Here is a 23,286-nt window from a genome sequence, read left to right as displayed (position 1 = left end):
GGAGGAGGGCTTTCCTCTCGACACCAAGCCTGCGGCTATGGTGCGGGCCTCCAGCCCGAAAATTTGGTGAAAGCCCCGATCCCGTTCGTGTCAGCAGTGCGGAACATTTTGGCCAGGCCCGCCGTTAGAGGACAAAGTTAACCAGCTTTTTCGGCACCACCACCACTTTTTTGGGTGTTGCCCCCTCCAGGTATTTCTGCGCTGCTTCTGACCGAAGGGCCAACTGTTCCTGCTCCTCCGGCGTCACCTCGGCAGGGGCCTCAAACGAGCCGCGCAATTTGCCGTTCACCTGAATCACAATGGTCACCGTGTCGGCCACCAGCGCTGCCGGGTCATAGCTGGGCCAAGACTGCCGATGCACCGAGTCTGCGCCCCCCAGCGCCTGCCACAGCTCCTCCGCAATATGGGGGGCAAAAGGCGCCATCAGCAACACCAGCGTGCGGATCCCCTCTGCATAGACCGGCGAATCCGGGATCCCGGCCTCCCCCAGAGCATTGCTCAGCTTCATCAGCTCGGCAATGGCGGTGTTGAATTGATAATCGTTTTCCAGATCTTCGCTGACTTCCTTGATGGCGGTGTGGATGGCCCGGCGCAGATCTTTTTCCGCCTTGGTCAGGGATCCCACCTCGACCTTGGCCGGCAACAGCTCTGAGACCCTGCCCCGCCAGGACTCCGTCCCGCCACCGCGAACGACAAACTCGTACACCTGCCGCCAGACGCGGTTGAGAAAGCGAAATTGCCCTTCCACGTCGGCATCGTCCCACTCCAGATCCTTCTCCGGCGGGGCCTTGAACAAGATAAACATGCGGGCCGTATCTGCCCCGTAGTGGGCCAGCACCTCCTCGGGATCCACGCCGTTGCCCTTGGATTTGGACATGGTAGCGTAGATAACTTGCAGGGGCTCGCCCGTTTCCGGATCCCGCGGGTCGTTGGGATCCTTCACCAGAGCTGCCGGGATCCAGCGATCCTTGCCGGACTTGTTGGGGTTGTAGTAGGTGCGCCCTTGCACCATCCCCTGGGTGAGCAGACGCGAGAACGGCTCGTCAAAATCCAGCAGCCCCCGATCCCGCAACACCTTGGTAAAAAAGCGGGAGTAGAGCAGGTGCAGGATGGCGTGCTCAATGCCACCCACATACTGATCCACCGGCAGCCAGGCGTTCACCCGGTCTTTGCGGAAGATCTCTCGGTCGTTGCGGGCATCGCTGAAGCGCAGGAAGTACCACGACGAGCAGATGAAGGTGTCCATGGTATCGGTTTCCCGGCGAGCCTCCGTGCCACAGGTGGGGCACTTCACCTTCACCCAGTCCTCCAACTGGGCCAACGGGGATCCCCCTCGCCCCGTCAGCTCCACATCCTCCGGCAAGAGCACCGGCAGATCCTTCTCCGGCACCGGCACAATGCCACACTGGGGACAATGGATCACCGGGATGGGACAACCCCAATAGCGCTGCCGCGAGATCAGCCAATCCCGCAGGCGGTAGTTGATCTGCTTTTCCCCCAGCCCCTGGGCTTCCAGCCAGGCGATGGCTCTTTCCACGCTTTGCCCTGGGCCTTTGCCCACCGGGATCCCGTCTAGGGGGCCAGAGTTGATCATCACCCCTTCCCCCGTCCAGGCAGCCTGCAGTTCTGAGGACTCCGTCCCGCTGGCGCGATCCGTCGAGGATAAGGAACCCTCCGGCGGCTGCACCACCCGCTTGATGGGCAGGCCGAACTTGCGGGCAAACTCGAAGTCCCGTTGGTCGTGGGCGGGCACGGCCATGATGGCCCCCGTCCCGTAGCCCATCAACACATAGTCGGCAATCCAGATGGGGATCCGCTCTTGGTTAACGGGGTTGATGGCGTAGGATCCCGTCCAAACCCCTGTCTTTTCCCGGTCTTCAGCGCTGCGCTCGATCTCGCTGCGGGCAGCGGCCTGGGCTTGATAGGCTCTGACGGCCTGCAGTTGCTCGGCGGTGGTGAGCTTGTCCACCAAGGGGTGCTCCGGCGACATCACCATGAAGGTGGCCCCCCAGAGGGTATCGGGCCGGGTGGTGAATACTGCCAGCTCGTCCCCTGCCTCGGTTTTGAAAATCACCTTAGCCCCCACCGATTGGCCGATCCAGTTCTCCTGCATGGTGCGCACCCGCTCCGGCCAGCCGGAGAGCTTTTCCAGATCCGCCAGCAGTTGGTCGGCATAGGCGGTGATTTTGAAAAACCACTGCTTGAGCATGCGCTTTTCCACCAGGGCGCCGGATCTCCAGGAACGCCCCTCCGCATCCACCTGCTCGTTGGCCAGCACCGTCTGATCCACCGGATCCCAGTTCACCGCCGCCTCTTTTTGGTAGGCCAAGCCCGCCTGCAAAAATTGCAGGAAGATCCACTGCGTCCACTTGTAGTAGTCGGGGGCGCAGGTGGTGATCTCCCGCTCCCAGTCGTAGGAGAGCCCCAGCCGCTGCAGTTGCTCCCGCATCTGGGCAATGTTTTGGTAGGTCCACTTGGCCGGCGGGATCCCCCGGTCGATGGCGGCATTCTCCGCCGGCAGGCCAAAGGCATCCCAGCCCATCGGGTGCAGCACTGCGTACCCCTGCATTCGCTTGTAGCGGGCAATTACATCGGTGATGGTGTAATTGCGCACATGCCCCATGTGCAGGTTGCCGCTGGGGTAGGGGAACATAGACAGGGCATAAAATTTGCGGCTCCCGTCCTTCAGCTCTGGGGTGCGATCCAGCCTGATTTCACGCCAGTGGGCCTGCCACTTGCTCTCAATGGCCTGGGGATTGTAGCGCGCGTCCACGGTTCGATGCTCCTGGGAAAAAAGCGCATACGCTGGGAGATAGAAGCATTTTGACATACTCCCCACGCCAGTGCTCTCAAGCAAGGAACGGGATCCCTATTGGCGCTGACAAACCGACAAGCAGGGATCACAAGCAGGGATCAGTAGGTTTCTTCGTGCCACCTGTCTGCTTTCTTCAGTTCCTTCTGGAACTTGCTCCAATCCTGACCGGCTTGTTCGGCCAAAGGCCCCATGACGTTGTTGATCCCGTCCTCCATCCCCTTGAGGCCGCAGATGTAGGTGTAGGTGTTGGGCTGTTGCAGCATCTCCCACAGCTCGGCGCCGTACTCGGCCATGCGGTTTTGCACGTACATTTTCTTGCCATCGGGGGTTTGTTGCTCGCGGCTGATGGCGTAATCGACGCGGAAGCGATCCCCGTACTGGGCTTTCCAGGCCTCCAGATCCCCGTGGTAGAGCAAGGTGGAAGTGGTGGGCACCCCAAAGAACAGCCAGATCTTGCCCTGATAGTTGGGATCCTCCTCAAACAGGTGCTTGATGAAAGCGCGAAAAGGGGCAATGCCGGTGCCGGTGGCGATCAAAATCAGGTTGGCGTTCTCATCTTCGGGCAGTAGGAAGGTTTTCCCCGATGGCCCCGTAATCATCACCTCATCGCCCGCCTTCAAATCGGTGAGGAAGCCGGAGCAGACCCCCACCCCCGGCTGGCCTGTCTCTCTATCGACATATTCAGCCCGCTTCACGCTCAAAGAGACGGTGCGCCCCTCGCCATCATCGCCAAAGCGGGTGGAAGCAATCGAGTAGAGGCGGGGCTTGTGGGGCTTGCCCTTGGCATCTTCGCCAGGAGGGATAATGCCAACGCTTTGCCCTTCTAGGTAGCGGTAGTTGGGATCCGGCAAGCTGAGCACAATGTGCTTAGTCAGTCCGGGTGCTCCTTCACCGACAATGGAGTAGGTCTCCACGCAGTGGCCGATCAACGGTGCGTTGGGACGATACAGATTGACGACAACCTCTCGCTTTTCTGCGCTGGCAACCATACCTGCGATCTGCTCCTGGCACTGGGAGGAAATGAGTTTACATATAGCAAAATAGCAAACACCACAGCAGCCCGGCTGCTCAAATGGAACTTGCCAGAAGAACAGCAGACGACCTTCACCAGACCCCTATGCCGATCCTGAGAGCGGCAACCCCGGAAAAATAATCCCGGCCAAGCTCATCGGCCAAAAATATGGATTTTTTGTTAAATTGTTGCTTAGGGTGCCCACCTCTCTGGCCCACAAGCGGGTTGTGAGGTAACGGCTTCATTTGGTATCATGCAAGACCGTAACAGTTGGTAACTTTCTAGAGCCTTTTTCTCAGTTTTGCCCTGCCCGTCCCCAAGGAGTTCCCATGGCAAGCAGTCCTGATCGTGTTGTGATGATTGGTGTCGCCGGAGATTCTGGCTGTGGCAAGTCCACCTTTTTACGCCGGCTGGGGGATCTATTTGGCCGGGATCTGATTACCACCATCTGTCTGGATGACTATCACTCCTTGGATCGCTACCAGCGCAAAGAGAAGGGCATCACGGCGCTGGATCCCCGCGCCAACAACTTCGACCTGATGTACGAGCAGGCCAAGGCGCTTAAGAACGGCCAAAGTGTGATGAAGCCCATCTACAACCACGAGACGGGGCTGATTGACCCACCGGAGCTGGTGGAGCCCAACCGCATCATCGTCCTGGAGGGGCTGCATCCCATGTATGACGAGCGGGTGCGCCAGCTGCTGGACTTCAAGGTGTACTTGGATCTGGCCCCAGAGATCAAGATTGCTTGGAAAGTGAAGCGGGACATGGCGGAGCGGGGCCACACCTACGAAGATGTGTTGCGCTCAATCGAGGCTCGCCGCCCGGACTTTGAAGCCTATGTCGATGTGCAGAAGCAGTACGCCGATGCCGTCATTGAGGTTTTGCCTACCCAGTTGTTGCCGGAGCTGGATCCAGAGCACAAGGTATTGCGGGTGCGGCTAATCCAGCGAGAAGGGGTGAAGTACTTCGACCATGTCTATCTCTTTGACGAAGGCTCCACCATTGATTGGATCCCCTGCGGCAAAAAGCTGACTTGTTCCTATCCAGGGATCCGCCTCCACTATGGCCCTTCCACCTACTTCGAGCACCCGGTTTCGATTCTGGAGATCGACGGCACCTTCGACAAGCTGGAAGAGGTCATCTACATCGAGAACCACCTGAGCAACCTGTCCACCCGCTACTATGGCGAGCTGACGGAACTGTTGCGCAAGCACCCGGAATACCCGGGATCCCGCAATGGCTCTGGCCTGATCCAGGTCATCGTGGGCCTGAAGCTGCGCGCCCTTTACGAGCAAATTCGGGCAGAAGCCAAAGAGCTAGCAGTGGCTTCCTGAGGATTTGCCCCGCTTGAGCACTTAAGGAGAATCCCTTTTGCCGCTAAAGTGTTGGCATAGGTTGGCTGACCCGGTAGAGGTCGGCAACAAGGTTTTGGCATATGCAGGGATTCCAGTTGGAGATCTTTCCGGAGGGCCCCGTCTTAATCCAACGGGCCATCGAGATTTGGCAAGCTCGGTCAGCCGCTGCCATTCGCGAGCGGGGACGCTTTACGGTGGTCTTGGCCGGGGGAAACACCCCCAAGAAGCTGTATGCTGCCCTGGCCCAAACCCCAGGGATCCCTTGGCAACAAACCTGGCTGTTCTGGGGGGATGAGCGCTATGTTCCCCCGGATCACCCTGAGAGCAACTACCGTATGGTGCGGGAAACCTTGCTGGAGCAGATCGGGATCCCGGCGGCTCAAGTTTTCCCTATGCCCACCCAAGCGGGGGATCCCCTTCGCGATGCTGCCGAATACGAGGCCACCCTACGGCAGATTTTCGGTGCAGAGTGCCCTTCTCTCGACCTGGTATGGCTGGGAGTGGGGGAAGATGGCCACACAGCTTCCTTGTTTCCCGACACAGCCGCTCTGCAGGTGCAGCACCGCTGGGTGACAGTGGGGCAAAAAGGGCAGGAGCCGCGTCTAACCTTGACCTATCCTGTTCTGAACCAAGCAGCCCAGGTGGTGTTCCTGGTAACCGGAGCGAACAAAGCCCCCATCGTGAAAGAGGCGCTGACCACCGAGGCCCACCTACCCTGCCAGCGCGTAAACCCCAGAGGACGGCTGCTGTGGTTGCTGGATGCGGCGGCAGCGGCTCAACTGCCCCTGCCCTGTGTCCCGCTGCTCAGCTAAACAACAGGCGGGCTAACTGCCGATGGGATAGGATCCCCAGGCCCACCGCCCCCAAAATCATCCCAGCCCATTCCAGTGGCCACAGGTTTGATAGCCCCAGCGGCCAACGCACCAGGTTTCATGGGTCGAGAACCGGCGGGGCAGGGATCCCTCAGGGGTTGCCGGGCAAATTCTTCAGTACTGGAATCACCAGCTCTTGGACGGGCAGCGCTACGGGCTGGGCGGAGTCACTGCTCAGGGAGCTGGATGGCGCAGAAGGAGAAGAGCTGGGGATCTCGCCCATGGGCCGCAGTTGCCAGCGGATGATCTGCTCGCCGCGGTAAAAGGTGACCAACAACTGATCCCCTTGCGATTGAATTTGCCAGGTGCCATCACCGCTGGTTACCGAAATATGGCCGCCGGAAAAGGGTGCATCCAAAGCCGGCCCCGATTGGCTCCAGATACGCCCGCCACCCGTTTCCAAGATCAATTGCACCGTCGCCCCCTGCCCCTGGCCGCTCAAAATTTGGCCGGTTCCGCTCCAAACTCGGGTTTCCGTCTGAGCCACGGCGGGTTGCCCAAGCTGCAGAACCATGAGCAACAGCCCTGCCCAGCTCCAGTGATTTCGCAGCCTCCCTCTCCCATCAGGGAAGAAGGAAGAAGAGCGAGAGAAACAAGCCATTGCACTCACGTTGATACCACGCGCCGCGATAGGACTGAAACAGACGAAGAAGAAGGCGAAAAGGTGTCGCAGGAAGCAATCCCTTACACAGTTTTTTTCACAGCTCGCTGAAAGCCTTTGGGATCCCTCTGCGCTCTCTTGGCTCTGGGTTAAGCCTGCTGCCGGAATCCGCCCTCGGCTTGATCCCAATCTAGCAATCTCCATACCCCCAGCCAGGATGTAACCTGAGGCTCTAGCTGCGGGGATCCCCAGCAACTGTTTCGTCAATGCGCAGAGTCAAGGCCCAGGGTATCTCCGACGCGATCCCGATCCTCACGACTTGAGAGAAAGGAAACGCTCCAGAGCCGCCACCATTGCCGGTGGCCAACGGCGGACGGTTTTCACCCATTCCAGGTCGGCGTAGCGGGGATCCAGTCCTTGCACAGCCACCCAGTGACTTTCAGCCTCTCCCTGGCGACCCTGCGCCCAAAGAATGGCGCTGAGAGCAGCCCGCATATCTGGAAACTTCGGGTACTTGCGCACCAGAGCCCGCATCAAGCGCAGGGCAGCTTCTGTTTCGCCCACCTGGTAGAGGCTCAGAGCATAGTTGGCCTGAGCAAAGGCGTAGTCGGGAGCCAGTTCTGTAGCGCGGCGGTAGTCAGCCAAGGCCTGTTGCCATTGGCCCAGCCCTGCTTCCGCATTGCCACGGTTGTTGTAGGCCGCCGCATCGTTGGGATCCAACTGCAACACCCGCTCATAATCGGCAATTGCTTCCTGCCACCGCCCCAGCCCCTCCAGAGCAGTTCCTCGATTTAGATAGGGATCCGGCGCCTCAGGGGCCAAACGAATGGCCTCAGCGTAATCCTCCAGAGCTGCCTGCAGTTGGTGCTGGCTGACACGGGCATTGCCCCGGTTGCTCCACAGGGCCGGGTTGTCCGGCTGGATCTGCAACAGTTGAGTCCACAGGGTTTCCGCCCGGGCAAAATCTCCCCTCTGAGTAGCCGCAAAGGCCTCCTCAAACAGTCGATCGATCTGGCGATCCACCTTGTGGCTCGCTGCCGTTGCCACCACACCCGATCCAGGCCAGATAGGGATCCCCAACCAAAGCAGCAGCCCCAGCAACAGAGCCGAGAGGACATTGGAGACAGACTTCATGGCCGCCAAAACCACCTCAGATGGGGTGTTTCCACCTTAAGCCATCGCCACAGAAGGGGGTCTGATGGTTAGCGCGCCCTGGAGGACTCGAACCCCCGACATCCGGTTTTGGAGACCGACGTTCTACCAACTGAACTAAGGACGCATTGGCCAAAGGTTACACCCGCTTACCCAGTGTAGCAGGTACACCTAATTTTCAGAGGAGCTGTTCCTCAACTATCTGGGCTCTCTGCCTTAGCCTTGATGCGAGTGGCTTTGCCCACCCGATCCCGCAAATAGAACAGCTTGGCCCGACGCACTTTACCCCGCCGCAGCACCTGAATCGACTCGATGCGCGGGGAGTGAATGAGGAAAACCCGCTCCACGCCGATTCCCTGGAAAACCTTGCGCACCGTGATGGTGCGGTTAATGCCGGAGTGGCGCATGGCAATGACCGTGCCCTCAAAGGCTTGTACCCGCTCCTTGCCCCCCTCTTGAATGCGAACTCCCACCCGTACCTGATCCCCAACCCGAATCTCCGGCAGATCCGACTTCATCTGGGCAGCTTCAATGGAGCGGATGATCTCCTCAGCGTTGATGCGAACGTTCATGGCCTTCCCGCGCTACCGGCAGTTAACCATGGTAACAATCGTTGCTGTTTTTTGTACAGAGCTGGCCGACATAGAGCTCAAGAGGTGGGAGACTGTGTTTACGCTTCCCCCATTTTTCCAATAGGCTAGACAAAGATAAAGCTTTTGTTACAAACGGGAGACTTTTGTGATCCTGCACACCGATGAGCCCAAGACGGGATCCCTGTCTACTCCCAGGCCTGCAGATCAGCCTCTGCCCCAGAGCAAACCCCGCCCCAAGAGATTTCCCTTCGGTTGGATGCTCTTGGGCTTGCTGTTGGCCGGCCTAGGGGGCAGCGGTCTCCTGATCCAGCGTCAGCTGCAGCAGCAGAGGGCAGAACGGCTGGAAAGATTGACGGTACCGGTTCAAGTGGTGGATCTGACCCGACGCCTGCGGGTGAGCGGCCAGGTGCAGCCGCTCCGCCAGGTGAATGTCAGCCCTCGCGAGTCGGGTCGCCTGGCGGAACTGTTGGTGGATCAGGGAGATGAAGTGGTGGCAGGGCAGTTATTGGCCCGGATGGACTACGGCGATCTCGCCAGTGGCATTCGCCAAGCCCAAGCCCGCATTCAAGAGCTGCAAGCCCGTCTAGCGGAGCAACAGGCCGGAGAGCGCCCCCAGGTGATCGCGGCGGCCCAGGCCAGGGTGGATGCTGCCCGGTCGCAGGTGGACTTGGCTCAGAGGGAGTTGGAGCGCATTCATGCCCTGGTGCAGGCGGGGGTGGTAGCCCGCAGCGAGTTGGATCAACGCTCGGCCCGCCTGGAACAAGCGCAAGCGGATTTGCGAGCTGCTCAACAGGAGTTGGAGCGATTGCAACTGGGGAGCCGCCCGGAAACCCTACAGCAAATTCAAGCCCAAATTGCCCAGGCACAAGCCGAGCTGGCCCAACGGCAATCCCGGTTGGCTGACACCGAAGTCCGCGCCCCCTTTTCCGGTGTGGTGGTGCAGCGCTTTGCCGAGGTGGGATCCTTTGTAGCTCCCACAACAGCAGCTTCCGATGCCACCGCAGCTTCTTCCAGCTCCATTTTGGCGCTGGCTCAGGGAATTGAGGTGCGGGCAGAAGTGCCAGAAGCCCAGATTGCCCAGGTGCGGGTGGGCCAGCCGGTGGAGATCCGCTCCCTGGCTTACCCCGACCGCGTAGTGCAGGGGCGGGTGAAGCGGATTGCACCCGCTACGGTGGTGGTGCGAGAGGTAACCGTCTTTCGGGTCTTCGTTGAACCGGAACCCGGAGCTGACTTTTTGCGCACCGGCATGACTGTTTCGGTGGATTTCATCGGGGATCCCCAGCCTCAGGCTCTGACGGTGCCCTCAGTGGCTATCCTCCGGGAGGAAAGCCAGGAAGGCGTGCTCCTGCTGGATCCCCAAAGCCGGCAACCTGTCTATCGCCGCGTGGAAACGGGCATCACTCAGGGTGGAGTTACCCAAATCCTCTCTGGTCTGCAGGCAGGGGATCGGGTCTTTACTGCCCTGCCTCCTGGGGTGAACCTAGAGACTTTGATTAAAAGAGCGGAGCAACAGCCATGAGCCTGGCAACGGCGGCCAAAATGGCCTGGCAAATGGTGCGACGACATCGCCTGCGCACCGGGCTGAGCATGCTCGGGATCCTCATCGGCAATGCGGCGGTGGTGGCCATTGCCGGATTTGGCTATGCTGCCCAAGAGATGGCGGTGGATCAATTTCGCTCTCTGGGCACCAACTTGCTGATCGTCTTTTCGGCCAACTTGGGCCTAGCTGATGCCGGCAACATCCGCCCCCTCACCTTGGAGGATGTACGGGCTATTGCGGCGGAAGTGCCTGCCGTGTCAGCAGCTGTCCCCAGCCTGGGCACCAATGTGCGCGCTGTGCGAGGTGGAGTGGATCGCCGCTATGAGGCCACCGGCACTTGGCCGGAGTACTTGTCGGTCTTGAACCTGGAGATCGAGGCAGGCCGCTTTCTCTTGCCCTCCGACATCGAGGAACAGCGCCCGGTGGTGGTGCTGGGCAGCGATGCCGCCAGCCAGTTGTTCGGCCTGGATCCCGCCGCTGCTATTGGGGAGACCGTCCTACTGAACAATTTGCCTTTCGAGGTGATCGGCACTTTGCGCTCGAAGCCGACGGTGTTTGGCAACAGCGATGCCGGAGTGTTTCTGCCGGTGGATGTGGTGGCCAATCGGTTGGTCGGGCGGCGTTCCCCCTACGGCACAGAGCTGACGGCGATTTTCGTCTCGGCCCGCTCTGTGGATGATCTGCCCGCTGCCGAGTTCCAAATCCGCAACCTGCTGCGCCAGCGGCACCAATTGGTGGGAGAAGATGACTTCATCATCCGCAACCAAAAGGTGCTCCTGGATGGGTCGGCCAGGATTTTGAGCCTGCTGCGGGTGCTGCTGACGGGCACGGCGGCCCTCTCCCTGCTGGTGGGAGGGGTGGGGATCATGAATGTGATGCTTATCTCGGTTGCGGAACGCACCCATGAGATCGGGCTGCGCAAGGCGATTGGGGCGGATAGCCGGCAGATTTTGCAGCAGTTTGCCGCCGAAGCGATTTTCATTGCCGTGACCGGGGGGGTGCTCGGGATCCTCCTCAGCAGCGGCCTGCTGGTGGCGGTGCAGGTATTCACCCCCTTGGCGACCCAAGTCGATGCGGTGGCAGTGGGAGTGGCGTTCTCCCTGTCCACTGGGATTGGGCTGGTCTTTGGCATTTTCCCGGCCCGCAAAGCGGCGCAACTGGATCCCATTGAGGCCCTGCGGGCCTAGAGATCGTATCCAAACAGGCGGGGATCCGCCGGCTGCCAATTGAGATCCGCCAAGCCGTACTCCGCCCAGCGGCGATCCACCAGGCGGGCTACTTCTGGATCCGGAGTGAGGGGATCCCGCCAGGGAGCATCGGTTTCTGGGGGAATTTTGGTGGTGGCATCAATGCCCATCTTGCCCCCCAGACCCCGTTTTTCGGTGGCAAAGTCCAAGGTGTCAAAGGGGTTGTCCGCCAGAATAAACACATCCCGCTGCGGATCCACCCGCGAGCACAGGCACCAGAGCACCTGCCGTGGATCCCGCACATTGATATCCTTGTCCACCACGATCACAAACTTGGTGTAGCTAAATTGGGGCAGGGCGCTCCAAAAAGCCAAAGCCGCCCGCCGCGCCTGGCCAGGGTAGGCCTTGTCGATGGAGAGGATGGCTGCTTTGTAGCCCAGCGCCTCCATCGGCAAAAAGAAATCTACAATCTCCGGCACCTGCTGCCTGAGGATGGGGGTGTAGATGCGGTTCAGGGCCAGCGCCATCATGTCGTTTTCTTTGGGGGGCTTGCCGCTGAAGGTGGTGAGATAGATGGGATCCCGGCGGTGGGTCAAGCAGTGGAAGCGAATCAGAGGGGCCTGCTCGTTGCGGGGGCCATAGTAGCCGATGTGATCCCCGGCAGGCCCGTCGGGGGCCACTTCCCCAGGGGTGATGGTGCCCTCCAAAACGATCTCAGCATGGGCCGGCACCTGCAGATCCACCGTTTTGCACTGGGCCAGGTGCAACCCTTCTCCGGCGTAGAGACCGGCAAACAGCCACTCCGACAGATCCACCGGCAGGGGTGTGGCCGCCGCCAGAATCACCACCGGATCCACCCCCACCGCCACCGCCACCTCCAACTTTTGGCCCAGGGCCGCCGCTTTGCGCAGATGCCGAGTCGCCCCCCGCACCGACAGCCATTGCACCGTCATGGTGGTGCGGCTTTGCAACTGCAGGCGGTACACCCCCACGTTGGGGATCCCGTTTTCCGGGTCTTTGGTTACCATCAGGCCCAAGGTCAGCACCCGTCCGGCATCGCCGGGGTAGACCCGCAACAGGGGCAATTGGGTGAGATCCACTTCCTCTCCCCGCCGCACCACCTGCTGACAGGGAGGGATCAGATCCCGGCTGGGTCTCGCTTTGAAGACGCTAAGCAGCGCCTGTCCCAACTCCACCGCCTGGGCAAAGCTCCGCGGTGGCCGCGGCTGGTAAAGCAGGGCCAGCTTTTTCCCCAGTTCCTCCAGATCCTGAGGCTGCTCCATTCCCAAAGCCCAGCAAATGCGCTCCACCGTGCCCAGGGTGTTGATGAGCAGCGGCATTGAGGATCCCTTCACCCGCTCAAACAGCAGCGCCGGCCCCCCGCAGGCCAAGAGGCGATCGGCAATCTCGGCAATTTCCAGATCCGGATCCACTTCTGCCGAAATGCGGCGGAGCTGACCACGGGATTCCAGCAGAGCAATAAAACGGCGTAGATCTCTGGGCATGAAAGGGAACCTAAGGGCTTACTTGTCGCGATTGAGGGCTAACCCGCTCATGAAGGGCTTCTGCAGCGCAATAAACACCAGCAGCGGCGGGATACTGGCGATGATCGCTCCCAGCATCATGGGGCCATAGGAGGCCGAGCTATCCAGATTGAGCAGGGATTGCAGCCCCACCTGCACCACTTGTCGCTCTCGGCCTTGCACGATCAAGCGGGGCCACAGGTACATATTCCAAGCGTAAACGAAGTGAATCACCGCCTGCGCCCCAATCGCGTTCCAGCTCAAAGGGATCAGCACCTGGGTGAGAAATTGCAGCGGGTTGGCCCCGTCCAGTTGGGCCGCCTCCGCCAGCTCGCGGGGAATGTTGGAAAAATGCTGGCGGAACAAAAACGTGGCCGTGGCGCTGGCCAGAAAGGGCACGATTAAAGCGTAGTAGGTGGATCCCCAGCCCAAGTTGGTGACCAACCGCAGCAGGGCAATGATCAAGATTTCTGTGGGCATCATCAGCGTGATCAGCACAAAGCCGAAGGCCAGCCCTTTGCCGGGAAAGCGGAAGTACACAAAGGCCAGCCCGGCTAGCAGCGACAAAACCGTCTTGCCCACCGTGATTGCCACCGCCACGATGGTGCTGTTGACCATGTAGTGGCCCAAGTGCCGCGCCACCATCACCTGATGCCAGTTGAAGGCAAAAGAGGAGCCAAAGGTCAATTGATAGCGGAACACCTCGGCATTGTTCTGGGTGCTCACGAGCAGGGCGTACAACACCGGAAATCCCAGAACCAAGCAGGCCAGCACCAGGCCCAAATGCACATACCAACGCTCCGGGATCCAGCGCCGCCAACGCCAGGGAGAAGGCTCCACCCGAGTTGAACTGGGCTGGGCCACTTGAGATCGGGGATCCTGCAACAGTTGGGCCATGGCACCTCCAGACGGCGAACACCGATGAGCAGATGGGCTTTTGAGTCGATCTTTGGCTTCTCTTGAGAGGATAATCTGCCAGAGTTAAGGGCAACCTAAGGAAGGCCGGTCGCCTTAGCGGTGCGGAGCACTTCTGGCCTGAACTTTCGAGTGCTTTCACCGGCGATGGGGAAACGGGTAGAGTAGAACAGCAGTATCTGGATAACCCAAGAGAGGATCCCATGACTCGAGGCTTTGGCCCCTTCGGCAAAATCCAAGAAGCGCTCAAGAAAGCCCAAGAGGTGCGCGATGGCGCTCAAAGGCTGCAAAAAGAGCTGGAAGAGATGGAGATCGTCGGCGAAGCCGGCAATGGGCTGGTGAAAGTGACGGTCAACGGCAACCAAGAACCTCTCAAAGTCTCTCTGGATCCCCAGATTCTCCAGGAGTCGGTGGATGTGGTAGAAGACTTGCTCCTGACAGCAATGGTGAACGCCTACACCCAATCTGCTGAGACGATGCGCAAACGCATGGAAGAGCTGACCGGAAACATCAGTCTGCCGGGGTTGGGACTGGGTTGAGCCCCACTTGCTTAACCCCGCTTGCTTAACTCTGTATGTACACTCGCCCCTTGGCTCGCCTCATCGAAGAGCTGCAACGGCTGCCCGGCATTGGCTCCAAAACCGCTCAGCGCCTAGCTCTCCACTTGATCAACCGGCCTGCCGGCGAGATCGAGGCCCTGGCCAAAGCCCTGCTGGAAGCCAAGCAGACGGTTCGGCACTGTTCCATCTGCTTCAACTGGTCGGCGGAGGATCCCTGTGAGATTTGCCGTTCGCCACAGCGGGATCCCTTGCTGTGGTGCGTGGTGGCCGACGTCAAAGACTTGATTGCGATGGAGCGCACCCGCGAGTTCAAGGGGCTCTACCACGTTTTGGGCGGCCTCATCTCCCCCATGAACGGGATCGGGGCCGACCAACTGCACATCCGCGAGCTGGTGGCCCGGGTGGCACGGGAAAAACCGCAGGAGCTGATCTTCGCCCTCAGCCCCAGTGTAGAGGGAGAGGTGACCATGCACGTGGTCAAGGATTACCTGAAGCCAGTTGCCCCCACCTTGCGCATGACCCGCCTGGCCTTCGGCCTGCCCATGGGATCCGAGCTGGAATACGCCGACGAGGTCACCCTGGCCCGTGCCCTGGAAGCCCGGCAGGAGTTGTGAGCCGCCCAGCCCATCAATCGCAGCCGGTTACCCCCTCCGCGCAGTAGGTGCTCCACCAGGGGTTGAAGTTGGCAGGATCCTCCGGCAGAGTGCTGATGTTCAGAAGTTCCTGGAAGCTGCTGTTGCGGCCTCCGTAGCGCAGGTGCATGTGCACCGGATCCCCGTGGGGTGCCCGCAGAATCACATAGGTGAAGGTCTCGCAACTGGCGTCTGCTCCAGGCTGCAACTGAAACAGATCCCAGATGGAACTTAAGGAGCGCTCAGGGTAGTAGAAGGGATCCGGCGCAGCCCCCCGATAGGCGTAGCGACAATTTTCCGCCAGGGGCTTTTTCCCCTCCAGATCGGCGTAGAAGGAGAAGAACTCCATCTTCTCAAACTTCACCCGCTTTGGATTGCGCGGATCGTTGGCCGATTGTTCCAGGGACGTATCCAGAGTGAAAACACCATCAATTCCCAGGTAGGGCACTTTATAAGCATTGGGGGAGACAATCTGCAGCTCTAAGGCTGCCGCAGCCGCTCCAAAACCCAAGAGACTCAAGCTGCCGATCAGCCAGGCTAGGGCCGTTGAAGAACCAATTTGGCGAGAGAGCATAAAACTTTGTTGTGCCTGTGTTGTGCAGTAAACTGCAGAGCAGTTTAGGGGAAGCTTTGAGCTCGTACCATCCCACTGGGGGGCATCTGGCGAGAAATTCGCCGACTGCAGGTGCAGCTTTGGGGAACGGGATCCTAAGACAAGGCGGTAGAATTGAGGTCAGGCTCACCGTAGAGGGGCCAGGTTGGCTGCCCAAGCCTGACTGTCTGGAAACTGTTTTGAGAGCGAGGAAAACCCCGTGGAGCTAGCTGAGATTGAGGAGTTGATGAACAAAGCTGTGCAAGCCACACAGCGCTCCTTTAATACGGTACGCACCGGGCGGGCCAATTCCAGCCTGCTGGATCGGATTCAGGTGGAGTACTACGGCGTGCCCACTCCCCTCAAGGCCCTGGCCAGCCTCACCACGCCAGACTCCAGCACTCTCTTGATCCAGCCTTTTGATCCCTCGACCCTGGCGGCCATTGAGCGGGCCATTGTCGCCTCTGACCTGGGTCTAACCCCCAGCAACGACGGCAAGGTGGTGCGGCTCACCATTCCCCCCCTGACGGAAGAGCGCCGCAAAGAGCTGAGCAAACAGGTGGCCAAGCTAGCCGAAGAGGGGCGAGTCTCGATCCGCAACATCCGGCGGGATGGCATCGACTCGGTGCGCAAGCGGGAGAAAAACGGCGAGCTGTCTGAAGATGAGTCCAAAAGCTTGCAGGATGCCATCCAGAAGCTGACCGACCGCTATATCAAAAAGATCGATGAGCTGCTGGCAGAAAAAGAAAAGGAGCTGACGACGCTGTAAAAGCTCCTTGTGGACATAACTCCCCACGCTACTGGCCTGCTTCTGCATAGCCGTAGGACGGGGTTAAAGACCCCATTTTTTGATCAAAACTCGACACTCATCCCGAAACTTCAAGGTTTCCACTTGCCCCTCGAAGTCGGGCAGCCGTTCGTTTCTCCTCGTCCAATTCCAACAAGAGGGATCCCGGCTTAGGCCAGGATGGAAGGGGGGAAAACGACAACTCTTGCCGCAATGGATCTGATCCTGTGCCATCAATCGGCGGATTTCGACACCCTGGGGGCGGCGGTGGGAGCGGCACGCCTGTATCCGGGTGCCCGCATTGCCTTGACCGGGGGATCCCTGCCGGGGGTGCAGGAGTTTTTGGCCCTGTACCGAGATGAATTTCCCCTCATCGAGCTGCGCTCTGTGGATCCGGGACAGGTGCAGCGGTGGATTGTGGTGGACTGTCACGATCCGGATCGCTTGGGCAAAGCTGCCGCTTGGTTAAGCGTCCCCGGCGCGCAGATTGAGATTTTCGACCATCACCCCAGTCCACTGGATAACTTTTGGCCGCAGCAGCAGGTCAACTGCCATATCGAGGCCGTGGGGGCCACCTGTACCTTGCTGGTGGAGCGGCTGCAGGCTGCTGGGATCCCTCTCAGCCCTTTTGAGCGGCTGGCGCTGGCTTTGGGCATTCACATGGATACGGGATCCCTGACCTTCCCGGAGACCACCGCCCGCGATGCTGCTGCCCTGAGCTGGCTGTTGGATCAGGGGGTGAACCTGGTCTTGTTGCGGCGCTTTTTGGGGGATGGCCTCACCCCAGAGATGCGCGAGCTGCTCAGCCAGGGGTTGGCCCAGATGCAGGTGCAGCAGGTGGGGGAGTATCGCCTGGGAGAATGGCTGCTGGAGCTGCCGGAGTTTGTGCCCGGCTTGGCCGGCCTGGTGATGCGGCTGATGGATCTGACGGGAGTGGATGTGCTGCTCTTGGTGGCGCGGCAGGGGGAGCGGCTCAGCCTGATCGGGCGGGCGCGGCAGGAGTTTGCCCAGTTGGGCAGGGTGATGGCCCTCTACGGCGGCGGTGGACACGATTGTGCTGCAGCAGCCACGTTAAAAGCCAGCCCAGAGCAGCCTTTGCCCGACCCGGCCCAAGTCATGGCGGCCCTCAGGCAGGCTGTCCAAGAGCGGATCCCGCCCCCGGTGACGGCCAAAGATTTGATGTCGGCTCCGGTGCGCACCATCCGACCGGAGATCACCATCGACGAGGCCCAGCGGGTGCTGCTGCGCTACGGCCATTCCGGCCTGGTGGTGGTGGACGCTCAAGGTCGCCTGGTGGGGGTGATCTCGCGGCGGGATATCGATATCGCCCTGCATCACGGGTTTGGCCATGCCCCCGTCAAGGGCTACATGACCACCGACGTGAAAACCCTCTCCCCCGACACCCCCTTGGCGGAGATTCAGCGGTTGATGGTGCAGTGGGATATTGGCCGCCTGCCGGTTCTCCAGGATGGACAGTTGGTGGGCATTGTAACTCGCACCGATGTGTTGCGGCACCTACACGAGTTGCCGGCCCTCTCACCGCAGTTGGCTTTGCCCACCCTTTCCTGCCCTTTGGATCTCACCTTCGCGGCCCTGTCGGAGCGGCATCGACAGTTGCTGGAGCAGGCCGCCCGCCTCGCCGATGAGAAGGGCCTGAGGTTGTATCTGGTGGGGGGAACGGTGCGGGATCTGCTGCTGCACCGGTGGGGACGGCAGCCCTCACCCAACCTGGAGCGGCTGGATCTGGACTTGGTGGTGGATGGGCCCTACTCTCCGGCCCTGGATGGGACGGATCCCCCGGGCTGGGGCTTGATTTTGGGACAAGCGCTCAAACAGCACTTCCCGGAAGCGCGGCTGGAGATCCACGGCAAATTCCAAACGGCGGCCTTGATCTGGCCAGGAGGCTTTTGTGTGGATATCGCCAGCGCCCGCACGGAGTTTTATCCCTACCCGGCCTCTCCCCCCGAAGTGGCCATGGGATCCATCCAGCAAGACCTCTATCGGCGGGATTTTTCCATCAACGCCTTGGCCTTGCGCCTCAACGGCCCCCAGCGAGGACAGGTGCTGGATTTTTTCGGCGGACAAGCGGATCTGCAACAGGGGATCATCCGGGCATTACACCCCAACAGCTTCATCGAGGATCCCACCCGCATTTATCGGGCGGTGCGCTTTGCGGTGCGCTTGGGCTTCGCCCTGGACTCGACCACAGAAAAATGGATCCGCGCTGCCGTGGCCAGTGGTCTGCACGATGCCGTCGGCGGGGATCGCCTCAAGCAGGAGCTGGCCTATATTCTCGGAGCCCGCGATTGGCCCCAAGCCTTTGAGCGGCTAGCAGAATGGGGAGCTTTGCGCTGTATTCACCCCGACCTGGAGTGGGATCCCTCCCTGTGCCGGCGGTTGCAACGGGTGGGCCGCTGGGCTTATCACTTTCGCCGCCGCTATCCTGAGCTGGGATCCCAGGAGATCTGGCAACTGCGCCTAGAGGCTCTCCTCCTCACCCTACCCCAAGCCCCCCAGGTGGCCAGCCAACTCCACCTCACCCAAGCAGGCATCGAACGCCTCAGCCATTCCTCCTATTACCAAACCCTGTTGGCCCAATTGGATCCCGGCACCCTCTCTCCGGCCCAGGTGGTGCAACTGCTGCAGGGGCTGCGGATCCCGGCGGTGATTTTGTTGGCTGGGATCGCCCCCAAGCCGGCCCGGCGGCTGATCTGGCGCTATTTGCAGGAGTGGTACTGGGTGAAGCCGCTGCTCAACGGCCACGATCTGCGTCGTCTGGGTTATAAGCCAGGTCGCCCCTTCCAAGCCATTTTGGAGCAACTGCGTTGCCTCACCCTGAACGGCGAACTCACCACCCCGGCAGAAGCTGAAGCCTGGCTGCAAGAACACTTCCCCCTGCCGCAAGCTCAATACCGAGGAAGAAAGTAGAAGGGCAAATCAGTCGAAATAGAAGAGAGTGACCAACTTGTGTTGTTCCTCAGCATGCTTGCAGGCATCCAGCAGCGTGACGCTGTCGTGGAAGACAAAGCAGATCAACTGCTGGCACTTGCTGATGATCTCCAGGTTGCACAGGCGGCTGGCCTCCGCCAAGGGAAGATGGTCGTTTTCCGGATGCTCCACCAGATGCAGCACCTGCTCCAGGCTGGCCCGCGACTCTGCCGGCTGTCGCTCCAAACTCTGCGGCAAGATCACCGTCAAGGACTTCATGTCCGCCCGCATCGCCCCCCGAATGACGGCCAAGTTGGTGCCAATAGCCCCGGATGTGAGGATCTGATTGCCCGTGAGGGCCAAAGCATAGCTGAGGGTCTCGATCAAATACTGATGGGTAATGGGCACATGACGGCTGCCCAGGATGGCCACTCGCTTCGGCCCAACTTGCTGAATGGCGGCCAACTCCTGCAAAAACGTATCAACGCTGGTGGGGACATCAATAGACTGGGTCAACGGGATCCCTCGGCAGATTCTCTAGATCTTGGCTAGGCTATGCTATCTCAAATTTTCGCTTTGGGATCCGGCCAAGTTGAAGCTCTACGGCTTCAGCTCCGCACTTTTGGTGAAGTGCTAAGGCTGTCTGCAGCAAGCTGGGCTTGGCTTTGCGCAGAAGATCCCGCCTGGATGTGGATGGTGTAGCTCATACTGCTGTGAACGCCCTTGCCCAGCCAATGGCCGTAAATGGGAGCGGCATCTCTGGGGTAAGCGCTGGCCGCCAAAGCCACATGACCATCGGCCACGGCCAACCCCTGGGTGGGATCAAAGCCCCGCCAACCGGCCCCCGGCAAGTACACCTCCGCCCAAGCGTGCAGATGACGGCGCCCAGGCTCTGGGGGTTCTCCGCCCATGCTCTCCCCCGAAGGCCGTGAGGGGCTGACCTGGTAGCCACTGACAAAGCGCGCGGCCAAGCCTACCGTACGGCAGACCTCCATGAACACCAGGGCCAAATCGCGGCAGGCTCCGGTTTTGCGATGCCAGGTCAAGCCGGCAGGCCAGGGATCCCCCTTTTCCCGCAAGATGTGGCGGCATTCTGAATAGATGCGCTGGTTCAGCGCCGGCAGAAAAGCTGTCGTTTCCCCCTGCACGTGATCCCATAGCTCCCAGGCCAAGGCCTGGATGCCGGGATCCGCCTGAGCCGTCAGATAAGGCTGTAATTGGGCTGCCAGCGTGCTGGGATAGTCGATGGGGAGATGGGTGGCCCAATCGCAGAGCAGGTAGTCGAAGGGATTCTGCCGCAGGGTGAGCACCGTGGCCTGAGTTTGAATGCGCAAATGCTCGGTGGGATCCCCAAACCAGAGCCGAACCGCCGCGTTGCCCTCCAGGTCCACCAGCGCCGATTGGCCCACCGGCTGCGGATCCACCTGCAACTCAAAAGCCAGGAGAGTTTGGATCCCGTCGCAGCGCGGTCGCAATCGCACCGTGTGGGGCTCCAGTTGGACTGGACGACTGTAGCGATATTCGATGAGATGGCGGATCTGAATTTGCACAGGCCAAATGACGGGCAAGAGGTTTCACCACAGGCAGCCGAGCCTTGAGATCAGGTAACCCAAACTGCTCTCGAATCAAAGCCAGGAGGTAGCTGTATCCTCTGCCGGGGAGCTTTGAAACTTTATCTGAGTTTGAGATCTCCGAGAGCTCTGCCCTGCCTCCCCAATCATCGAAACCTTCAGCTTAGAGCGAATATACTCCCCGGCCCGTACAGGAGCATAGCGAGGGGGGTTTGCTGCATTCTGGCATGTGGGCAGGCATTCAATCCAAGCCCCAGCCTGCTCAAGGAAAGAAACTGGAGACATAGCCGACATAGAGACAGGTGCTCAGAACAGCTCCTACCCTACAAAGAGAACTTGCCCCAAGACTGTGTGGGCGGATACCCCCTCAGAGCTGGCACCGGCTCAACCCCACATCCAGAAACGAAACTAGGGATACTCTTGCTTGGCCTGTTGCCAGAGGACTTCCAGCTCCTGGAAACTGCGTCCTTTCAGAAGGGAGCTTATGCCATCGCCGGGCAGGGATCCCGCTGGTTCCTGAGCCAGCTCTTCCATGCGCAAAAAACGGCGAGCAAAGCGCAGGTTGGTTTGGGTTAGAGCTTGGGCAGCATCCAAACCATACCAACGGCCCAAGTTGACCAGGGCAAAAAGCAGATCCCCCAGTTCGGCTTCCTGGCGAGTTGGATCGGGGGGATCCCTTTCCAATTCTCGACGCAGCTCGGCTTCTTCCTCGCGGATCTTGGCCCAGATCCCCTCCACCGTTGGCCACTCAAACCCTGCCCCCACCACTTTGCAGGAAATTTTCAGGGCAGCCATTAGGGGAGGCAAACTTTGGGCATAGTGCAGCAGTTTTTGGCCAAGGCTTTGATCCGGTCGCTCCCTTTGCTTGATCTGTTCCCAAGAGCGGTGCAACTCCGGAAGATCTGCCATCACAGCATCCCCAAACACATGGGGGTGACGGCGGATGAGCTTATCGGCAATTCCCGCAGCCACAGCTTCCAGATCAAAGTGGTTCTGCTCGGCAAAGATCTGAGACTGCAACACCACCTGCAACAACAAATCCCCCAGCTCTTCGGCAATTGCTGCCGGATCCCCGGCTCGAATGGCAGCTACCGTCTCATACGCTTCTTCAAGAATGTAGGGGGTAAGAGACTCTGGAGTTTGGGCCCGATCCCAAGGACACCCGTCGGGAGCGCGCAACCGAGCAACAATAGCCGCCAAACGACTCATGTGTGAGCTAGAGGCGGAACGCTCCAGATAAAGGTGGGCAAAATGGCCCGTCGCTTGAGGATCCCAGCTTTGGAGCGTCAATGGGCCGGCCACCACCTCCAAGTCTTCTGTTAGCAACGTAACAGACTGGACAGGAGAACAGATCTGTTGCAAAACACTGCGCAGCTTCGCCAGATCCTGGCCCCCACAGCTTTTCAGCAGCAGGGATCCCTGCTCAGCAGCGAACCACCGAGCCAGAGCCTGTTGCCAGTTGGGCTGAAGACTATCCAGCGTTTGCAGCATGATCAAAAGGGTAGGCGCGGCCCAAATCCAAAAGGCGGCTGAGCTGCTCCAGATCGATGAAACTCAACTCCAAAAGGATCATCAGCAACGGCCCTTGCTGGCGATGCTGCAGCTTCTTGGCCAGGCTCAGTTGAGAACGGTCGATAATGCCCGTTTCCAATAGATATTCCTCAAGGGCTGGGGGGGGAATGGGATCTAGCATGGTCGTTTCGCAGCGCTGAAGTAAGGACGAGTATGAAAACTGAGAAGATAGCAAACCAATGTAACTATTCTTAACACTTCTACAGAATTTCGGCAAAGATCTGGCTGGTGCGTAGGCCGAAGGCGAGCTTGCTAAGCCCTGCGCCCACAGCTCCAGGACAAGAGAACCCCTAAATTGCCTCGGCAAATGAGGTTTCCGTATCCAAGGACACAAAAAATGGGTACCAAGAGTTCATGGTATGGTAGCAAATTGGCGATCAGTTGGCAGCACCCCGAAAGGCCGACTGCTTTTTCTTTGTGGGAAAAACCAACTCACCTTGCAAGATGTTACCTTTTTATCTCGTTGAATCCTCGTGCTTGATAAAAATCTTACAACAATTCTTCGGGGATCCAATCTGTTCGGCTCCTCTGGGATCTGCCCTAATGCTGTCATCCTGCTCGGGTTCGGTTTTGGGCATACATCGTCCTACGTTCAGCTAAGCTAGAGACACTTGCCACATGGACTCCCGTTATGTCTGAAGCCCAGGGTTTACTGCCAGTGGGGGCAACGGTTCAAGTGGTGGAGATGCCTCCTTACCTAAAAACGGCTGACCCAATGCCGATGTTGCGCCCGGCCCATTTGATCCGCTTGCACGAACAAGGGGTGATCCTGCAGCGGCGGCTGTTGGGCACCTACAGTGTGCAGTTTGCCAATGGCATCTTTCTCATAGACGGAAAATATCTCGCGCCGGTGGGATCCCTGTCCTGACACGCCCATCTCTCCTCCGAGCCAGCTGGATGGGTTTGCCGGCCTTTAGAACCTTTGGGAGCTGGCAGCTTTCTGCAGAAGCGAGCCTTCAACTGGCCGGCGGACTTTCGCGATAGCCTGAACCGCGGCTAGCCGCTTGTAAACTACCCGACTCCGACCGCTAAGCGGTACGGAGCGGGCTTTCAGTAGCCCTGGGCCTGCTCTGCTC

Annotated in this window: 21 protein-coding genes and 1 tRNA gene; 9 read left to right on the top strand and 13 right to left on the bottom strand. The window is 59.7% G+C overall.

All coding sequences use genetic code 11. The annotated features are described in order from the left end of the window. Positions 1-124: 124 nt before the first annotated feature. Positions 125-2,830 carry a leucine--tRNA ligase gene (gene leuS / locus NW840_RS12160; protein ID WP_414344538.1) on the bottom strand — a complete coding sequence of 902 codons (2,706 nt, stop codon included), beginning with the start codon at positions 2,828-2,830 and terminating at the stop codon, positions 125-127. Between the two features lie 83 nt (positions 2,831-2,913). Next, complete coding sequence (locus NW840_RS12155; RefSeq protein ID WP_011434421.1) at positions 2,914-3,804, bottom strand: ferredoxin--NADP(+) reductase; 891 nt, start codon at positions 3,802-3,804, stop codon at positions 2,914-2,916. A 352-nt stretch (positions 3,805-4,156) separates the two neighbouring features. Between NW840_RS12155 and NW840_RS12150 the strand changes: the two genes are divergently transcribed. Both NW840_RS12150 and pgl read left to right on the top strand, forming a co-directional pair. After that, positions 4,157-5,164 (top strand): phosphoribulokinase, encoded by a 1,008-nt coding sequence (locus NW840_RS12150; protein ID WP_414330815.1) that lies wholly within the window; start codon positions 4,157-4,159, stop codon positions 5,162-5,164. 101 nt (positions 5,165-5,265) lie between these two features. Continuing rightward, positions 5,266-5,997, top strand: a complete 732-nt coding sequence (gene pgl / locus NW840_RS12145) for a 6-phosphogluconolactonase (RefSeq protein WP_414344536.1) — start codon at positions 5,266-5,268, stop codon at positions 5,995-5,997. 151 nt (positions 5,998-6,148) lie between these two features. On the opposite strand, the gene NW840_RS12140 is transcribed toward pgl, so the two are convergent. The 4 genes from NW840_RS12140 to rplS form a co-directional block, all read right to left on the bottom strand. Further along, entirely contained in the window at positions 6,149-6,571 is a 423-nt protein-coding gene (locus NW840_RS12140) for a hypothetical protein (protein ID WP_414344534.1), read from the bottom strand. 399 nt (positions 6,572-6,970) lie between these two features. Next, positions 6,971-7,792 carry a tetratricopeptide repeat protein gene (locus tag NW840_RS12135; RefSeq protein ID WP_414344532.1) on the bottom strand — a complete coding sequence of 274 codons (822 nt, stop codon included), beginning with the start codon at positions 7,790-7,792 and terminating at the stop codon, positions 6,971-6,973. 72 nt (positions 7,793-7,864) lie between these two features. Next, positions 7,865-7,937, bottom strand: a tRNA-Trp gene (locus NW840_RS12130). A 67-nt stretch (positions 7,938-8,004) separates the two neighbouring features. Next, positions 8,005-8,370, bottom strand: a complete 366-nt coding sequence (rplS, locus tag NW840_RS12125; RefSeq protein WP_414344540.1) for a 50S ribosomal protein L19 — start codon at positions 8,368-8,370, stop codon at positions 8,005-8,007. A gap of 178 nt (positions 8,371-8,548) precedes the next feature. On the opposite strand from rplS, the gene NW840_RS12120 reads away from it, so the two are divergent. Both NW840_RS12120 and NW840_RS12115 read left to right on the top strand, forming a co-directional pair. Beyond that, on the top strand, positions 8,549-9,922 hold the full coding sequence (locus tag NW840_RS12120; protein ID WP_414344530.1) for an efflux RND transporter periplasmic adaptor subunit: 1,374 nt from the start codon (positions 8,549-8,551) through the stop codon (positions 9,920-9,922). Beyond that, positions 9,919-11,130 carry an ABC transporter permease gene (locus NW840_RS12115; protein ID WP_414344529.1) on the top strand — a complete coding sequence of 404 codons (1,212 nt, stop codon included), beginning with the start codon at positions 9,919-9,921 and terminating at the stop codon, positions 11,128-11,130. The genes NW840_RS12120 and NW840_RS12115 overlap by 4 nt, the downstream gene beginning before the upstream one ends. On the opposite strand, the gene NW840_RS12110 is transcribed toward NW840_RS12115, so the two are convergent. Together NW840_RS12110 and NW840_RS12105 are read right to left on the bottom strand one after the other, a co-directional pair. Then, a complete protein-coding gene (locus NW840_RS12110; RefSeq protein ID WP_414329038.1) occupies positions 11,127-12,635 on the bottom strand; it encodes a UbiD family decarboxylase in 1,509 nt (502 codons plus the stop codon). The two genes, NW840_RS12115 and NW840_RS12110, sit on opposite strands and share 4 nt — an antisense overlap. An 18-nt stretch (positions 12,636-12,653) precedes the next feature. Next, positions 12,654-13,550, bottom strand: coding sequence for a carbohydrate ABC transporter permease (locus tag NW840_RS12105; RefSeq protein ID WP_414329037.1), 897 nt, complete (start codon positions 13,548-13,550; stop codon positions 12,654-12,656). Between the two features lie 221 nt (positions 13,551-13,771). Here NW840_RS12105 and NW840_RS12100 point away from each other — a divergent pair, with 221 nt between their 5' ends. After that, the gene (locus tag NW840_RS12100; protein WP_414344527.1) at positions 13,772-14,107 is read left to right on the top strand and encodes a YbaB/EbfC family nucleoid-associated protein; all 336 of its coding nucleotides are present in this window, start codon (positions 13,772-13,774) and stop codon (positions 14,105-14,107) included. A 35-nt stretch (positions 14,108-14,142) separates the two neighbouring features. Then, positions 14,143-14,742 carry a recombination mediator RecR gene (gene recR / locus NW840_RS12095; protein ID WP_414344525.1) on the top strand — a complete coding sequence of 200 codons (600 nt, stop codon included), beginning with the start codon at positions 14,143-14,145 and terminating at the stop codon, positions 14,740-14,742. 13 nt (positions 14,743-14,755) lie between these two features. On the opposite strand, the gene NW840_RS12090 is transcribed toward recR, so the two are convergent. After that, entirely contained in the window at positions 14,756-15,334 is a 579-nt protein-coding gene (locus NW840_RS12090) for a hypothetical protein (protein ID WP_414344523.1), read from the bottom strand. A gap of 238 nt (positions 15,335-15,572) precedes the next feature. Here NW840_RS12090 and frr point away from each other — a divergent pair, with 238 nt between their 5' ends. After that, positions 15,573-16,121, top strand: a complete 549-nt coding sequence (gene frr / locus NW840_RS12085; RefSeq protein ID WP_011429597.1) for a ribosome recycling factor — start codon at positions 15,573-15,575, stop codon at positions 16,119-16,121. A gap of 231 nt (positions 16,122-16,352) precedes the next feature. Further along, positions 16,353-19,067, top strand: a complete 2,715-nt coding sequence (locus NW840_RS12080; protein ID WP_414344521.1) for a CBS domain-containing protein — start codon at positions 16,353-16,355, stop codon at positions 19,065-19,067. A 9-nt stretch (positions 19,068-19,076) separates the two neighbouring features. On the opposite strand, the gene NW840_RS12075 is transcribed toward NW840_RS12080, so the two are convergent. From NW840_RS12075 to NW840_RS12060, 4 genes are all read right to left on the bottom strand, one after another. Next, on the bottom strand, positions 19,077-19,583 hold the full coding sequence (locus tag NW840_RS12075) for a hypothetical protein (RefSeq protein WP_011434437.1): 507 nt from the start codon (positions 19,581-19,583) through the stop codon (positions 19,077-19,079). A 92-nt stretch (positions 19,584-19,675) separates the two neighbouring features. Beyond that, complete coding sequence (locus NW840_RS12070; RefSeq protein WP_414344520.1) at positions 19,676-20,635, bottom strand: transglutaminase family protein; 960 nt, start codon at positions 20,633-20,635, stop codon at positions 19,676-19,678. A 411-nt stretch (positions 20,636-21,046) separates the two neighbouring features. After that, positions 21,047-22,129 carry a nucleoside triphosphate pyrophosphohydrolase gene (gene mazG / locus NW840_RS12065; RefSeq protein WP_414344518.1) on the bottom strand — a complete coding sequence of 361 codons (1,083 nt, stop codon included), beginning with the start codon at positions 22,127-22,129 and terminating at the stop codon, positions 21,047-21,049. Then, positions 22,110-22,331, bottom strand: coding sequence for a DUF2949 domain-containing protein (locus tag NW840_RS12060; RefSeq protein ID WP_041436895.1), 222 nt, complete (start codon positions 22,329-22,331; stop codon positions 22,110-22,112). The genes mazG and NW840_RS12060 overlap by 20 nt, the downstream gene beginning before the upstream one ends. Before the next feature lie 510 nt (positions 22,332-22,841). Here NW840_RS12060 and NW840_RS12055 point away from each other — a divergent pair. Next, the gene (locus NW840_RS12055; protein WP_011429589.1) at positions 22,842-23,078 is read left to right on the top strand and encodes a DUF3148 domain-containing protein; all 237 of its coding nucleotides are present in this window, start codon (positions 22,842-22,844) and stop codon (positions 23,076-23,078) included. Positions 23,079-23,286: the final 208 nt, after the last annotated feature.

Origin of the sequence: Synechococcus sp. R5-13 (assembly GCF_047462015.1) — a bacterium.
GTDB lineage: Bacteria > Cyanobacteriota > Cyanobacteriia > Thermostichales > Thermostichaceae > Thermostichus.
The sequence above is the reverse complement of the archived record's forward strand: the minus strand, read 5'-3'. Positions and strand labels throughout refer to the sequence as shown.